Raw genomic sequence first — 13,251 nt, forward strand, 5'->3', positions numbered from 1 at the left:
ATATGGGCTTGAGCGGAATCTGGTGTTTCAGTGTACTGCTCAATGTACTGATTGGTCGTCGCTGGGGTTGAATGAGATCATCCACTGGGTGATGTCCGACTGGCGCCAGGCGACCGAATTGGGGCCTATCTTAACCTGTTTTGGGAAGGTGCCCTCCCTGATTCTGCGATAGACGGTGTTCCGGCCGATCCCGGTCACGTGCAGCACCTCGTCGAGGCGCAGGAAGCGGTCGATGTTTTCTGCGTGTCGCATGGGTGTCTCCTTTATATGGAAAGGTCAGGCCGTGAAGTGGTGCCCGACCTGCGCCGCCCGGGCGGCTTCCTCGGTGCGGAACATGAGCCGTGTTGTGCTGGTGCTGCCCCAGCTGTTGTATTCGACGTCGACCCACCAGGCGCCGAACTTGCGATACGGCTCGCCGAGGATCTTCGTGACGTAGCAGTCGATCAGGTTCATGGGCAGAGCTCCTTCGGTACGCTGACGGTTTCGCCGCGGGCGTGGTGAACCACAGCACGGGCTGCAGCTTCTGCCCGGGTATCGCCGGGCTGGCGGTCCAGTGGGTGACCTGACACACAGGCCAACCATGGCCAGCTGTAGCCGCGGTCGATCCACATGCCGTGCTTCTGGATCAGGTACTCGCCGGTTGCGTCGTCGATGACCTGGTCGCCCAGTGACAGTTGCAGCTGTCCGGCCGCCGCCGGCACCGGACCGTCCACCAGTTCAACGGCCCAGAGCAGCGCCTTGCCGGCAAGGTCGCAGGTTGAAACCTTGATCATGCTGGGCATTGGATCAGCTCCTTGGGCACCTGGACGATATCGCCGAGCTCGAACTGGGCGATCGCCCGCATGGCTACGGTCAGAGGGTTGTCGGGATGGTGGAACGCGGTGCGCCGGTGATTTCGCTCTTTGCCGAAGATCGTGCTGCTCCAAAGGCCCGACTCGTAGTAGCCGTTGCGCTTGTCCATGTAGCCGAAGTTGCGGTGCACGGCGCTTGTCGGCGGCGACAGCGAAACCTGGTACTTCTCGATCAGCTTCCCGCCCAGCGCCCAGTCTTCCCACGGGTTGTAGCGCTTGGTGTGCTCGGTCACCGTGTAGCTGTAGCGAGCGAACACCCGCCAGGGGTTGCCGTACTCCGGCGGGGCCAGGAACAAGTCCAGTCCCTCAGCCTTGCCGACTGCCCACCCAAGCGCCTCGCCGGCGAGGTCTGCCGTCTTCACTTCTTCAAGCTGGTGATGGAAAGGGTTCGCTAGTTGGCTCAAAGGTGATACCTCTCATCAATCCAGCGCCCAGGCGCCAGTGCGGGTGTAGGTTCGGGTTGTGTTTCGTGCGGGGAGAGCTGGCGCTGGTTGCCGGCCTGCAGTTGGCTGTCGGGGATGCAGCTGATGCCGACCCCGTTGAGCAGGTAGCAGGTGACGCCGCGCTGGCTGTCGTGCTGCACGTCGATTACGTTCTCGGTTGCGCTGGCGCCGGTGGCCAGCAGCAGGAGGTAGAGGGCGAGGCGGTTCATGGCTGCACCTGCTTAAACTCGACAGCCCAGACCCATGGATTGGCCTCCCATGCTCCAGGCCCGTTGATCGAGTCCCACACCTCGGCGAAAGCGTCAAAGGCCGTCGTCACAGGGATGAACTCGTAAATCGAGCGCGCCAGGCCCTCCTTGCAGATCTGGCCGATGGAAATGGCCTGCAGCTGCTCGACGCGCACGTCGGTGACTTCCAGCAAGATGCGGCTGGCCCAGCGGGGCATATGGATGCTGGGTTTCCAAGCGGGCTGATCGGCTTCGTACGGTGTTAGCCCATCAGCGGCGTAGACCAGCGTCCCGTCGCTGCGAGCCTCGGTAACGACCAGATCAGCCGGCTTGAGATAGGGGCCGCGCATCACTTCGAAATGATCGCAGTACCAGGTCTCGCGCACCCACAGGCGGTCGCCAGGCTTGCCGTAGGGGCAGATCACCGGGTGCTCCGTACCCTGATCATCCATGCAGCTCTCGTCGAACGTGTGCATGGGTCGCCAAGAACCGTCCTCCTGCTGGTGAAGCTCGAACGAGATGTCGAAGCCTCGCATGCTCGGCTTTATTGGCCGGCGGGTGACCGTCTTCCGGCCGTCCAGGATGGCGCGCACCATTGGCCCGCTGAACAGGATCGGGCGTTCCTTTGCTTGAGACATAGCTTCGCCTTGGCCGCCATATCGCGGCAGTGAATAGAGGGGAGAGGGGTTACATCTGAGTGGAGTACATTTGTACTCCAGTGGTCAGGCTGGACGGTTTTCCTTGCAGCGGCGGCATTTGCCGCAAGCTGTGCCGAGCTGCCAGGCGCCTTTGCACACTGGCTCGTCGATCTCAATCGGAGCGCTCGGCTCTGCACTAGTGGATAAGGAGTCAGCAATCCGGCGTAGCTCGTATGCGGCGTCCTTTAGTCGTGCATCAGCAACCTCAACGGCATGGTTAACCCGCGCCTTGGTCATTTTCTTGTCTTCGTCCTGAAGGTCTTGCAGAGCAAATAACGGCGCGCTGATTAGGTGAGCCGCCATGCGGATAAGGTCTCCAGACTTGTCGCGCAGCAGCGCATCCCGCTCGGCCAGCTGGGCGCGCAGGGCGTCGCGCTCGCGGCCAACATCGTGCGCTGTATCGGCGTTGTACTGGCAGCGCTGCTTCCATTCGTTCAGTTCAGCGCACAGCCGCTCAACCTCGCCAGGATCGACGTGGGCAAAAACGTCGCGAACTGGGTATCCGGCGTCCTCAGTATTCTTTCGATGATCCTTGATGCGGTCGTCACCATTCCACCACTTGCCGTCTTGGTAGAACTGCCAGCCCACCGGCTCGCCTTGGTGCTGCTCTACTTGATAGCAGCTGCCCATCATCGGCCCGACCGCAATGATCGGCAGCCCAGTCGCCGCCGCATCCCGCTCCGCCTCTTCTTTGGTCCACCAGATGGCAGTACCAACCATCCACGCTATAGGGTCGGGGTGGGGCTGCGGGGCTGCCATGGCTTGGATGATGTTCAGCAGATCATGGCGCTCAAGTTCGTCGCAGTCGCCCAGGCACAGGCGTTCACCAACGTCGCGGGTGCACTGCGCATCGTCCTCGGTCAGCTCTTCGGAGCTGCCAACCCAGCCGCAGCGGCGGCATTGGGCGGGGTAGTAGCGTCCGACCAGCGGCTCCAGGCCAATGTATGGAGGCACGCTGACCATCTCTGTGTTGCTGGATCGGTTTTCTGTGGGCATGGGGATACCTCAGCCGTATATAATTCAGCCACTCATGGAAGGGGGAGGAAACGGTAGTGAGTTCAGTTTTATCGTGGATTGAGACGCACCAAGGATTGGCTGCATGGCTGGCTTTGCTAGCTCCCCCGGTATTTTGGCTCGTTCTCAGGATTTATCGCTTCTCTTCAAACGCTATATCTAATCGAGAAAAGACTCGAAACATCGCCGATGCCGTGGAAAAGACATATTCAAAATTGCTAGATATTGCAGCTTCTGCAGACTCTGCAGGCAGAAAAGATAGATTTGGTCTCGCCACACTTGCGCATGAGCAATGGGAGATCATTCGCTCACTCGAAGCACCTTTAGAAAACTCCAAGTTGAAAATCCATCTCTCGAATGCTGCAGAAGGGGTGCTCACCTTCCAAAGAGCAGTCATTGATTGGCATGGTGCAGATAGTGATGATGATAGGCAGCGAAATGCAGGATTTACCGCTCTCGAGAAAGTCAGGTTAGCTGCGGAAAGCCTCAGGAAGCTGGTTTGATGAAAGCGGCTGCCGATTACTATCGGATGCAGCAATTGAGTACCTAGGTGGTGGATTCTCCGGAGTCGATCTTGCGCAGCTCGACGACTTCGATCTCTTGGGTGCCATCGGTGATCACCCAGCAGGGCAGGTCAAGATTCTGGAAGGTGCCCCGGTAGTTTCGGTATGCGCCAAGCGCTGCTTTTCGGAAGCAGCTCGATGCAACCTTGCCGATCGGCATGGGCTTACCCCCCCCCCTGTCAGCTGAAGGTCGAACACGGCGATCTGGTCGATGCGCTTGGCGGCCGCTCGCACGGTGTTGGGCGAGATCCTGAATTCCTCTGCGACCTGGGCCACGCGCTTGTACATCAGAGCGTCGTGTATCGCCTGATCGCGGGCGCCGTTCCGCAGCCCTGCATAGATGACTTGCATGGGTAAGCCTCCTGGCCTGCGCGGCCTGGTGCGTTATCGTTGAATAGGGGAAGGCGCTGGCGGGCAGCGCAGGAGCGTCAGGCGGGGATGATCGCGACGCAGGTGTTGACCATGGTGCCCGAGGTCTTGAACGAGGCGTCAGGCAGGTTAACGATGCTGCCGCTGCGCGCTGAGACGATGCCTCGGAAGTCACGGGATAGGGCGTCTTCGCGGAAGATCACACCGGTGGGCATGATCGCCACCAGCAGGCCGCGCGGCTTGAGGAATTTCAGCGCGTGCAGCACGTGGTGAATGTCGCTTCGCTTCTTGTCGAACGGTGGGTTCATCACGACACGGTCATAGATGGGCGCTGGCTCGATGCCGAGGAAGTCGGCGCACTGTACTGATCGGAATGGAAGTTGCTCCAGGTGCTTGGCGTTATCCGGCAGCAGCTCAACGCAGTCGACTTCCAGGCCAGCAATAGCCAGGGCGCTCGCGATAGCGCCGCGACCGGCAGAAGGCTCCAGAGCTGACATACCTTTCTCCAGTTGCGCGAACTCAAGCAGCCGGGCAACCACCGGGCCAGGCGTCGGGAAGAACCCAAAATCCTGCGGCACCGCAACTTCGCCGGTGAGAATGATGTTCTCAATAGCCTCGGCGGCGTCATCAGCGAACAGGTGCGCCTTGGCCTTGGTGTTCCACTTGCCGCCGGCAGCTTTCAGAGTCTTGTCCAGGCGTGCATACAGGCCACGATCCAGCTGGCCACCGGTGATGTACAGCTTGTTGCCTTCGGTGCGGGCAGCGCTGAGCAGCGCCATGACTTCGGTGTCGACCTTCATGTGTTTCTCCTGGGTGCGCGAGGCCCTGCCTGGGTCGCGGCATGGTGGCAATTTGGTTTGGGATGGGGTATTACGGGTGACCGGCATGGGGCCGGATCAAGGATCCTGACATGAGCCGCAGAACACGCGTCAAATTCACAATCAAGGAAGCCGGGAACGGGGTTCCGTACCTCCATATGGAGGCGCTCGATTCAATACCGAACTTCCCCGATGAGCCTCCGGCGTTTTATCTGCCAGAGGGTACAGATATGAAAAAAGCCGAAGAGATTGCCCGCTATCTCAACGCTAACCTGGCGGGGTACTCCCCAGACCCATCAAGGCCAGCCACAGGATGGCAGCCAATGCGGTGAGCCGTATCAAGCGGCCGGACTGATGATCTCGTCGCCCGGGTCCTGCTGAATCATCAGCATGCTCTTCCGGTCGAAGGCCAGGGCCAGGCGTGGCGATATGCTGATTTCGTGCCGCGGCGGGGTGAGGAACTTCGCCGCGTGCAGTCGGCCAAGGGCGTGTATGCCGTGAATCAGGGCCTCGATCATCTGACTGTAGGTGGTGTCAGCCCAGCCGCAGATCGCCCGCAGGTGCTGACCGGTTCGCTTCCTGGCTGACAGCCGCAGCGGCTCAGTCCGCGCACATCCCGGTGACCCTCGATTTCGTGGCGCGCGATCCGGAACAGTGCGTGATGCCCGAGCGCTTCGATGTGATGAATCATCAGCGTCATCGCCTCGCCCTGTTCCTCGATCACGGCCCACTCCATCAGCTCCAGCAGGGCCCGCTTAGTCCCTGGTCGAACCTTCAAGCGCAGGTCTTCTTCCTGCAACCGTGCGGCTTTGGCGCGGCGTTTCTCGTCGCGCTCCTTGGGTGACATCGCCATACGGCACCTCCATGATTCCGCTGGGCGGGATGTGTATGTGCAGCTGGTGGCGACGCTGCTGCGTGAGCTTCTGGATGCGTCTCATGGGTGGCACACCTCAATGGGCGTTTTCTTGGTCGAGCCAGACGGCATGACCACCAGTAGACGCTTGTTTCCTCGGTATATGCCCCAAGGCTGACCAGTGGATCTGGCCATGGCCGCCGCGTACTTCACGGCGGGCACAGGCTGAGACATGGTGGCGATCATGGCCTACCCTCGATTCCGCTGGAGCGGGAAGTCAATGTCGAGCTCGGCAATGATGCGCGCGAACTTGCAGTTACCGATGCCCAGCTCCAAAGTCACGCCCCACCGGGACTTGCCGGCATCACGCAGGGCAATGATCTTGTTGGCGAGGTCACGATCTTCCTGGCTCGGTTCGGCCTTTACCTTCTCCGGTCTGGCCGGCTTCGGCGGGCTGAAGAACCTGAATCCTCCCCGCGCCGCTACGCCCCAGAGAGCGGTCTTGGTTTCGCCCAGCAGCTTTGCGACCTCACCACAGGTCATGGTCTTAGCGAGCTCTTCTACCTGAGCTGTGCGTGCCTTGGCGCGGCTTTTACGCTCGCCGCCGCGCTCCTGATTGACTGGCTTGACCCGCTTCTGCTTCGGCTCAGGGTGATGGCGCTGGCGGAAGGGCACGTACTGGAATCCCTCAAGCACTATGATCCGGCCGCCAGACGAGAAGAAGGCCGCTTTGGCGGCCTCCAGGTCGATTGATGGGTTCATGCTGCAAGACCCTCTTCAATTGATTTTTTCACCTGTGCGACCAGCTCAAGAAACTGCGCTCGCCGCTCGGCAAGCCTTGGCAGCTCATCCTTGAAGTCGTCGCGATCTTGTCGGTAAACGATCAGCTGTCCTGATTCTGGGAAGTCTGAGCAATAGCTGATGAAGTCCACCCAGTCGCGACCAGAGCAGTCTAGGTGGCCGACCAATTGCCAGCGGTAGGATGGGTCAAATGACCCACGGCGCAATGTGTCGTAGTGAACAGAGGCGATCACCGACTTGATCTCGATCACGCCATCGTCTCCGATCAAGCCATCCGGCGAGTCGCCGTAATCGCCGCAGTCGTAGAAGCCGCCGTTCGTTACCTCGACGAAGCGCTCGTCTTCGTAGAGCATCCGGGCAACCGGCTCCTGCTCATGCCCGCGATCGGTATCGGCATTCTTGAAACCAAACTCAGCCTTGCGCCCGGTCAGCTGCTCGAGGGCGAGCTGGAGTGCATATTTCTTGGCAGGCTCGCCGAATGCTTTGCCGTCGTTAGCCATGAAGCAGGCGAAGTTCGAAGCTGTGGCCTTGCCCGTGCGCAGCGTCTGCCACACCTCGGTGTTCTGCTCGATGTCATGCCACAGCCGATTCATTGGCGCACTCCTGCATCAGCTGCTGTTGGTGATCGTCACTCATGGCCAAGCGCGAAAGCACTGCGTCGAGGTTGCCGTCTCGCTTGTAGGCCATCTTGGCGTTGTTCCACTGACGCTGGTTGTCCGGCGTCAGCCAGGCCACTGTTGGCGCCTTAGGGCTGATACGCAGGCCCTCCATCACCTCCCGGCCGAACTTCACGTTGGAGTCGACGTAAATCGTCACACGGATGCCTTGCCAGTCCTCGATGAAGGGTGAGCCAGTCAGCGCCTTGAGGGTCTTGCTGTTGGTCACGTTCAGGATCATCGGCTTCAGCTTCTCGCCCGGGCGGATCTCGCGCTCGGCAAAGTAGGCCGTGTTGAATTGATCCTTGGTTTTTTTGGTCTTGTCCGTCTCCAGCGCTACGCGAGCAATGGTGAAGGTCATGTGGCCGACGACATCGGCGCTGCTCAAGTACGGGCTGTTGAAAGCCTTCTTGAAGTGGGTTTTCGATTCGTTGGACACGATTCGTCTCCGCGCCAGGCCGGCGCCGTCATTTGGAATAGGGAAATGCCAGGTCACCCAGGCACGGAGGTACGCTCCAGGCCCTGGCTGCGGTGGATGGTTGCGCGCTCTCGCCGCTTACGCTCCGGGTAGGTCCGGTTATCCCCTAAGGGCCCGCCGGGCTCGGGTGTGTATTCAGGAAGTGATACTGCCGGCCAGTGCGCTGGCGAGCATGAAGAAGGAGCAGGCGAAGAGCATGGAGAAAGAGCCGCGCCAAGCCGCGATGCGGCGGGCCCGTTGGTAGGAGGTCACGCCCGAACCTCGTAGCCGACCGTCCATTCTCCGCAGATACAGGCCCGGCACTTCCAAGCCTGCGGGTTCTCGATGCTGGCCAATGCCGCCTCACTCACCGCTGCGGCGAACGTCGGCCCCTTGAACAGCATCAGCACCCGGTCGGCCGGCATGGCCTGAGCCTCTGGCAGTTCCGCGATCTGCTCGTCGATGAGCGTTTGAACGATTGGCGTAGTCATGCAGCCTCCTTGCGCCGCTCGGCAATACGCCGGATGCGCTCGCAGTAGTGTTTGAACTCGTTGGAGTCGATGGCCAAGAGAGAGAAGTAGGCGACCACCATGGTCTCGGCCTTGGCATCCTCCACCGGGCCCGAGCCCGGCAGAAGCATCGTTTCGATTGCGGCCTCGATTGCGCTGACTGCCAAGCTGTGAGGGCTCATTGCGCCTCCTCAGCCTGGGCCAGCACTCCTTCTTTGGCGAAGGGGGTGAGCAGCTGGCGGGCGATCTCTTCCAGCGCCGACTCAGGGTTGGCAACGCTCAGGATCTCGTCGGCTGCCGCTGCCGCATCGCTGGTGACCTTGCAGCGTGCAGCCAGAACCAGGCGGCCCAGCACCGAGTTGCTGATGCCATTCAGGCCCAGCTGGCCCATAACGAACTCATCCACCGCCTGGGCGAAGCGCTCATAGGTGACGCCCTGCTTCGGGCGCATCCGGCGCTGAAACACCACATCGCGGCGCGCCATCAGCTCAGCGATGCCGTCGTCGATCCAGGTGGATTCCGCGTCGGCTACTTCGCTCACCGCCGGCGGCATCCGGTTGTCGTACTCAAACTGTGCTGCTCGAAGTGCGCCCATGGCGATCTCCAGGTGGGTTATGCGGCCGCATTGGTCAGGAGCCAGGCGCGGGTGACCAAACCCACCGTGAAAGGTGGCCTGGCGCCTGCCAATGCGGTCGATGCGAAGGGAAGGGGTGCAGGCGGTGAGCGCTACCTCACATGCATCTGGCCTGGCCAGGTAGGCCCCGGATTCGCCTGCGTGTACGTCGATTAATCTTTACTGCGGTGAGCCTTAACTTGCATAAGGCCTACGGTGATGCGTTTTAAATCGATGAAAACTGCATCGGGGTGTGATCTGGCCGGTGCTGATCCCCGGCGTGCTGGCTTGGAAGCGGAGCCATCCAGCTGCTCTAATCACGGCATTTCTGCCTATGGCCGCTTGTGCCCAGTAAACAGCGCATCAGCCTGCGCATTCAGATCACACACCGATGCAGCCTGGTGATGGGGAACCAGGTAGATCGGGCAGTTAACGTCAGGCTGACGTGGCGCTGGTCGTTCAGTAGCCGAAGTTGTCTTCGGCCCTTCGCATTGCAGCAGCTTCACGCTCACAAGCCTGGGATTCCATTTCGTCCTCCCACTCCTGCAGCTCTTCATCCTCTTCGTCCGGCACACCCGGAATCTCATTGCTCATTTCTGCACCTATCGGCCGTATGGGCCGAAACGAACAAAGCGACCGAACCTGCCCGTGCGAAACCTCTCCGGCAGAGCGATGTTTACCCTCACGGGTCAGAGCACCGGTTACCTTTGGCTTCGGGTTCACCACAGTCGTGGCTACTCTTCCCTAAATCCGCACGTTGGCGACGTATCGCTTTGAACGTTTCGACTTCCCGTCTGGCCCTGTCGCCAAGGCCAGCCAGTGAAATCTGCCGCGACCCGCTACTGGCGTCGGTCGCTGGCTCAAATCTCGTTGTTCCTCCAGCCACGGGCCTTTCGGCTTGTTCTCCCGCTGGATAACTGGTCTCGGCGATTTACGCTGCACGCCCGGGGCAGTTGCCACCCCTCTGGACTGTTGAGGCCTGTCCATCGCTGCCTTCGAATCTGGGCCGGTGTCGATCCGGCAAGGTGTGTCGCTAAAGAGCGGTGAGGCTTGAGGGCCTCCCGAGGGGCTGTGTAGCGCCGCTCGGTGATGTGAACATTAGGCATTCCTTCTTTTCTCGTCAATAGGTATTCCTAACTTTTTTCGCGCAGGAACAAAAAAGCCCGCGCGAGGCGGGCTTCAGGCGGCGGATTTTTTTAATTCGAGAATTTAACCTCGGTGGCCAGAGCCTGCTTGGCGGCCTGGTAATCAGACTTTGCGCGATGATCAGGAATTCGGTATGGGCTCATCGAGGAAAGATAGGCGGACCACTTGGCGTAAAGATCCTTGCTCAGCTCCAGTTGCTTGGGCGGCACCTTGGACGCTTTCAGTCGAGTTACAGCCTCATTGCCCTGGGCGTGGGCGAATTTCACGCACTCCATGAATGAGTTGCTGTACTCGGTTTGCAGGTCGCGCAGGCCATATCGAACAGCATCACGCGCCAGCATTGCCTCCAGATCGCACTGGAATGCCGGCATATCGAGCTGGCTGGCAAAGTTGGCCGCCTCTGGCGATTCCTTGTCATAGGTGTAGGGGCGCGGCTTGAAAACGTGAGGCTCTTTCTTGGCTGGCGCTGCGGCATATCCGCCGGAGCCAGGCTGAACCGGAGCACAGCCAGTCAGAAAGGTTGCAGTAATGATAAATGCTGCCAGGGTGTTTCGCATGACTCTCTCCTTGAGGAAAGGCGTCATGCTATCACTAGGTGGAGCTTGATCGACCTAAAGGAAGATCGACTTCGGCATTTTCCCGTCGACGACTGTCCCTACGATCTCCCAGGTGTCATCTACCGCTCTGGTCGGGTAGGAGCTGTTGAGCGGCTTCAGGTACAACTCGCCCGCGTCGCGCACCAACTGCTTGAAGGTGGCTTCGTTGGTGCTGATCATCCTGGCGACAACGAACTGTCCAGGCCTCGGCTCGATGTCCGGGGCTATCAGGATCAGGAAGCCCTCGGGGAATGAGGGACTACCAGACGAAACAGTCATTGAGTCGCCCGTCACCCTCAACCAGAACGCATCCTCACCAGCCCATACATCTGAGGTGTGCTGAGGGCATAGCGCAACATTACCCATCTCAACCGCCTCCCTTGCGGCGCCCGCCTGAACCCAGCTGATCTCCGGGTAGGAAAAGGACCTGGTTGGCTGTAGCGCAGCCTCTACATTCGACCCCTCGGCCAGGCCTGCGGACTTACGCACTGGCCCGCGACCCGTAGCAAGCCACTTGGGCGCAACCCCCAGAAAGTCGGCAGCAAGAAGCAGGTTCTGACCCTCGATGGTCTTGGTTTTGCCTGAAAGCCAGTCGTTTACGGATGGCGGCTTGATGCCGCACGCCCGCGCCAAAGCGGCCTGCGAGATTTTCGGAGGCCCGGCCATGATCTGCCGAAGTCGTTCTTGAAGTGTGCTCATTAGGGGAGCCTAACAGCTGCCATCTAAGGTATTCCTATTGACCTGCATAAAAGGTATGCCTAATATCTCTACCTAAGATTCCAGCCGGAGAGACCAGGCATGAACCCCAGCGCAATTATCGACGCTCTGGGCGGGACATTTCGCGTAGCCGAGCTGTGCGAGGTACGCCCGCCATCGGTGAGCGATTGGAAAAAGCACGGCATTCCTCGTGCCCGAATGATGTTCCTGCGCGTAGCTCGCCCGGACGTCTTCAAGGCGCTGGAGGAAGAAGCCCAGGAAGAAGCTTCCCAGCCCAGCGCTAGCGCAAAGAAAACCGCTGCTTAACCACTTTCAACCACAAAGGAACCCACCGTGTCGTACTTCGACCCCGACCACCTGCACAACAAGCCCACCAAGGTTCGCTTGGATGAGGCTGCCGACGATCTGCTGTCGGCGATGGCTCGCTTCAAGCGCACGCAGAAGGCAGTGCTCGCCAGGGAAATTCTGGAGCGCGGTCTCGACCAGATGATGCAAGAGCTTAACGCGAAGACTGACGTGGCCTGAAGTGGCCGAGGAGGCCCTGTGCCAGAAAGCAAAGAGCTGGAGATCCAGCTCGACGGGAAGGGCAATTCGGATCTGGCGTATCTCGCCAGGCAGAAGGGCTTAACCCCTGAGCAACTGGCGGCACGAATCATCAATGAGGCTCTCGACCGAATGACGAGAACAGAGCCTGGCCGAAGCAACGTTCGGTCGTTTCGCAAGGGCTTATAAGCCCCTGAGGGACTCATGAGGAACTGCCGTTGAACGCAGCAAAACCCAAACCGCAGGCGCAAAAAAACCGGGTGGCCGCCCGGTTCTTTGTACTGCATTCGTAACGCTTGTGTGAGGTCATCATATATGCACCAGACCACCCAAAGCAATACCGTGGCCCTCGCGCCACAAAATGCGAGCCACAATTTCGTGGCGCGCACAGTCAACCTGTTCAATTTCGAAGGGTTCGACGTTCGCGTCGTACTCATCGAAGGAGAGCCTTGGTTCTCTGCCAGGGATGTGGCGGAAGGCCTGGGCTACTCCAACCCACAGAAAGCAGTGCGCGACCACTGCAAAGGCCCGCGCCCGGTGGGGGTGAACGATTCGTTCACCATCGGTCCATCGGCAAACATCATCCCCGAGCGGGACGTGTACCGCCTGGTAATGCGCTCCAAGCTGCCCCAAGCCGAACGCTTCGAGGAATGGGTGGTTAGCGAAGTGCTGCCCAGCATTCGCAAAACCGGCGGATACACCGCGTCAGCCCAGCCCGCCGACCTGAGCAAGCTGGAAATCCTCCAGATGGCCCTGGAGTCGGAGAAGGCCCGCGTCCTGCTCACCGTCCAGGTCGAGGCCCAGGCCAAGAAGATCGACCACCTTGAGAGCCTCTTCAAGGAAGGCATGAGCCCGGTCCAGTTCTGCAAGGGCCTCAATGGCGTCAACGTCATGCAGGTGAACGCCTTCCTCAAGGCCAAAAACTGGCTCTACACCGAGGGCAGCAGCGGCACGCGCTACCGCGTCCGCAACTACGCCCGCGACAAGTACATGACCGAACACCAGCAGGAGATCACGCCGCACGGGAAAGAGGCGTTCATCAGCTACACGCCGATCCTTCTGCGCAAGGGCGCCGTACGCCTGTACGAGCTGTACCTGGCCGGCGAGCTGCCCATGAAGAAGAACTGGGACGGCTTGCACACCCACGACAAGGCCGTGCGGGGTGCAGCATGAGCGGAAAAATTAACCGCGTCGATACCTATAAAGACCTCGAATCCATTCAAGGCCAAAGCTCCGAGGTGATCGTCGTTGGAGGAAGCGGAGCCTTGCCGCTCATGACCTACCAGATCTTAAATCACGCGTGGACATCTCTCGGCTGTCGCGGGGTGTTTCCAGCCTTGGTCAAGCCTATGCCTTCCCCTGAATCTAAAGGCCCCC

Annotated in this window: 23 protein-coding genes and 1 pseudogene; 5 read left to right on the forward strand and 19 right to left on the reverse strand. The window is 60.0% G+C overall.

Features of this window, described 5'->3' with window-relative positions; translation table 11 throughout:
* Positions 1-39: 39 nt before the first annotated feature.
* From CKW35_RS00470 to CKW35_RS00495, 7 genes are all read right to left on the reverse strand, one after another.
* A complete protein-coding gene (locus CKW35_RS00470; RefSeq protein ID WP_095114697.1) occupies positions 40-252 on the reverse strand; it encodes an AlpA family transcriptional regulator in 213 nt (70 codons plus the stop codon).
* Between the two features lie 24 nt (positions 253-276).
* A complete protein-coding gene (locus CKW35_RS28300; RefSeq protein WP_177434951.1) occupies positions 277-453 on the reverse strand; it encodes a hypothetical protein in 177 nt (58 codons plus the stop codon).
* A complete protein-coding gene (locus tag CKW35_RS00475) occupies positions 450-782 on the reverse strand; it encodes a hypothetical protein (RefSeq protein ID WP_095114699.1) in 333 nt (110 codons plus the stop codon). Before CKW35_RS00475 ends, CKW35_RS28300 begins: the two co-directional genes overlap by 4 nt.
* Entirely contained in the window at positions 770-1,255 is a 486-nt protein-coding gene (locus tag CKW35_RS00480; protein WP_095114701.1) for a DUF2591 domain-containing protein, read from the reverse strand. Before CKW35_RS00480 ends, CKW35_RS00475 begins: the two co-directional genes overlap by 13 nt.
* Entirely contained in the window at positions 1,252-1,503 is a 252-nt protein-coding gene (locus CKW35_RS00485) for a hypothetical protein (protein WP_095114703.1), read from the reverse strand. Before CKW35_RS00485 ends, CKW35_RS00480 begins: the two co-directional genes overlap by 4 nt.
* Positions 1,500-2,159: a hypothetical protein gene (locus CKW35_RS00490; protein ID WP_095114705.1), complete on the reverse strand. Its 660-nt coding sequence runs from the start codon at positions 2,157-2,159 to the stop codon at positions 1,500-1,502. The genes CKW35_RS00485 and CKW35_RS00490 overlap by 4 nt, the downstream gene beginning before the upstream one ends.
* 84 nt (positions 2,160-2,243) lie before the next feature.
* On the reverse strand, positions 2,244-3,215 hold the full coding sequence (locus CKW35_RS00495) for a hypothetical protein (RefSeq protein WP_143499707.1): 972 nt from the start codon (positions 3,213-3,215) through the stop codon (positions 2,244-2,246).
* Positions 3,216-3,271: 56 nt separating this feature from the next.
* On the opposite strand from CKW35_RS00495, the gene CKW35_RS27670 reads away from it, so the two are divergent.
* Positions 3,272-3,736: a hypothetical protein gene (locus tag CKW35_RS27670; RefSeq protein WP_143499709.1), complete on the forward strand. Its 465-nt coding sequence runs from the start codon at positions 3,272-3,274 to the stop codon at positions 3,734-3,736.
* Between the two features lie 43 nt (positions 3,737-3,779).
* On the opposite strand, the gene CKW35_RS28215 is transcribed toward CKW35_RS27670, so the two are convergent.
* A complete protein-coding gene (locus CKW35_RS28215; RefSeq protein WP_159971648.1) occupies positions 3,780-3,956 on the reverse strand; it encodes a hypothetical protein in 177 nt (58 codons plus the stop codon).
* A 268-nt stretch (positions 3,957-4,224) separates the two neighbouring features.
* On the reverse strand, positions 4,225-4,965 hold the full coding sequence (locus tag CKW35_RS00505) for an SAM-dependent methyltransferase (protein ID WP_095114711.1): 741 nt from the start codon (positions 4,963-4,965) through the stop codon (positions 4,225-4,227).
* Positions 4,966-5,075: 110 nt separating this feature from the next.
* Here CKW35_RS00505 and CKW35_RS00510 point away from each other — a divergent pair, with 110 nt between their 5' ends.
* A complete protein-coding gene (locus CKW35_RS00510) occupies positions 5,076-5,315 on the forward strand; it encodes a hypothetical protein (RefSeq protein WP_095114713.1) in 240 nt (79 codons plus the stop codon).
* 6 nt (positions 5,316-5,321) lie between these two features.
* Here CKW35_RS00510 and CKW35_RS00515 read toward each other — a convergent pair.
* From CKW35_RS00515 to CKW35_RS00555, 10 genes and pseudogenes are all read right to left on the reverse strand, one after another.
* A pseudogene (locus CKW35_RS00515) lies at positions 5,322-5,836 on the reverse strand (hypothetical protein).
* 249 nt (positions 5,837-6,085) lie between these two features.
* A complete protein-coding gene (locus CKW35_RS00520; RefSeq protein ID WP_095114715.1) occupies positions 6,086-6,598 on the reverse strand; it encodes a hypothetical protein in 513 nt (170 codons plus the stop codon).
* On the reverse strand, positions 6,595-7,230 hold the full coding sequence (locus CKW35_RS00525) for a lambda exonuclease family protein (protein ID WP_095114717.1): 636 nt from the start codon (positions 7,228-7,230) through the stop codon (positions 6,595-6,597). Before CKW35_RS00525 ends, CKW35_RS00520 begins: the two co-directional genes overlap by 4 nt.
* A complete protein-coding gene (locus CKW35_RS00530) occupies positions 7,211-7,732 on the reverse strand; it encodes a hypothetical protein (RefSeq protein WP_095114719.1) in 522 nt (173 codons plus the stop codon). The genes CKW35_RS00525 and CKW35_RS00530 overlap by 20 nt, the downstream gene beginning before the upstream one ends.
* 287 nt (positions 7,733-8,019) lie before the next feature.
* Positions 8,020-8,241, reverse strand: a complete 222-nt coding sequence (locus CKW35_RS00535; protein WP_095114721.1) for a hypothetical protein — start codon at positions 8,239-8,241, stop codon at positions 8,020-8,022.
* Positions 8,238-8,441, reverse strand: a complete 204-nt coding sequence (locus CKW35_RS00540; protein ID WP_095114723.1) for a hypothetical protein — start codon at positions 8,439-8,441, stop codon at positions 8,238-8,240. The genes CKW35_RS00535 and CKW35_RS00540 overlap by 4 nt, the downstream gene beginning before the upstream one ends.
* On the reverse strand, positions 8,438-8,854 hold the full coding sequence (locus CKW35_RS00545) for a hypothetical protein (RefSeq protein WP_046854934.1): 417 nt from the start codon (positions 8,852-8,854) through the stop codon (positions 8,438-8,440). Before CKW35_RS00545 ends, CKW35_RS00540 begins: the two co-directional genes overlap by 4 nt.
* A gap of 477 nt (positions 8,855-9,331) precedes the next feature.
* A complete protein-coding gene (locus tag CKW35_RS28475; RefSeq protein ID WP_256583330.1) occupies positions 9,332-9,466 on the reverse strand; it encodes a hypothetical protein in 135 nt (44 codons plus the stop codon).
* A gap of 602 nt (positions 9,467-10,068) precedes the next feature.
* Complete coding sequence (locus tag CKW35_RS00550) at positions 10,069-10,575, reverse strand: hypothetical protein (protein ID WP_095114724.1); 507 nt, start codon at positions 10,573-10,575, stop codon at positions 10,069-10,071.
* 54 nt (positions 10,576-10,629) lie between these two features.
* A complete protein-coding gene (locus CKW35_RS00555) occupies positions 10,630-11,313 on the reverse strand; it encodes a LexA family transcriptional regulator (RefSeq protein WP_095114725.1) in 684 nt (227 codons plus the stop codon).
* Between the two features lie 99 nt (positions 11,314-11,412).
* On the opposite strand from CKW35_RS00555, the gene CKW35_RS00560 reads away from it, so the two are divergent.
* The 3 genes from CKW35_RS00560 (at position 11,413) to CKW35_RS00575 (ending at position 13,047) form a co-directional block, all read left to right on the forward strand.
* Positions 11,413-11,637: a hypothetical protein gene (locus CKW35_RS00560; protein ID WP_012273061.1), complete on the forward strand. Its 225-nt coding sequence runs from the start codon at positions 11,413-11,415 to the stop codon at positions 11,635-11,637.
* 27 nt (positions 11,638-11,664) lie between these two features.
* A complete protein-coding gene (locus CKW35_RS00565; RefSeq protein WP_012053015.1) occupies positions 11,665-11,856 on the forward strand; it encodes a hypothetical protein in 192 nt (63 codons plus the stop codon).
* 333 nt (positions 11,857-12,189) lie between these two features.
* Complete coding sequence (locus CKW35_RS00575) at positions 12,190-13,047, forward strand: Bro-N domain-containing protein (RefSeq protein ID WP_095114727.1); 858 nt, start codon at positions 12,190-12,192, stop codon at positions 13,045-13,047.
* Positions 13,048-13,251 lie beyond the last annotated feature (204 nt).

This window comes from Pseudomonas sp. Irchel 3F3, assembly GCF_900187545.1.
Lineage (GTDB): Bacteria > Pseudomonadota > Gammaproteobacteria > Pseudomonadales > Pseudomonadaceae > Aquipseudomonas > Aquipseudomonas fortuita.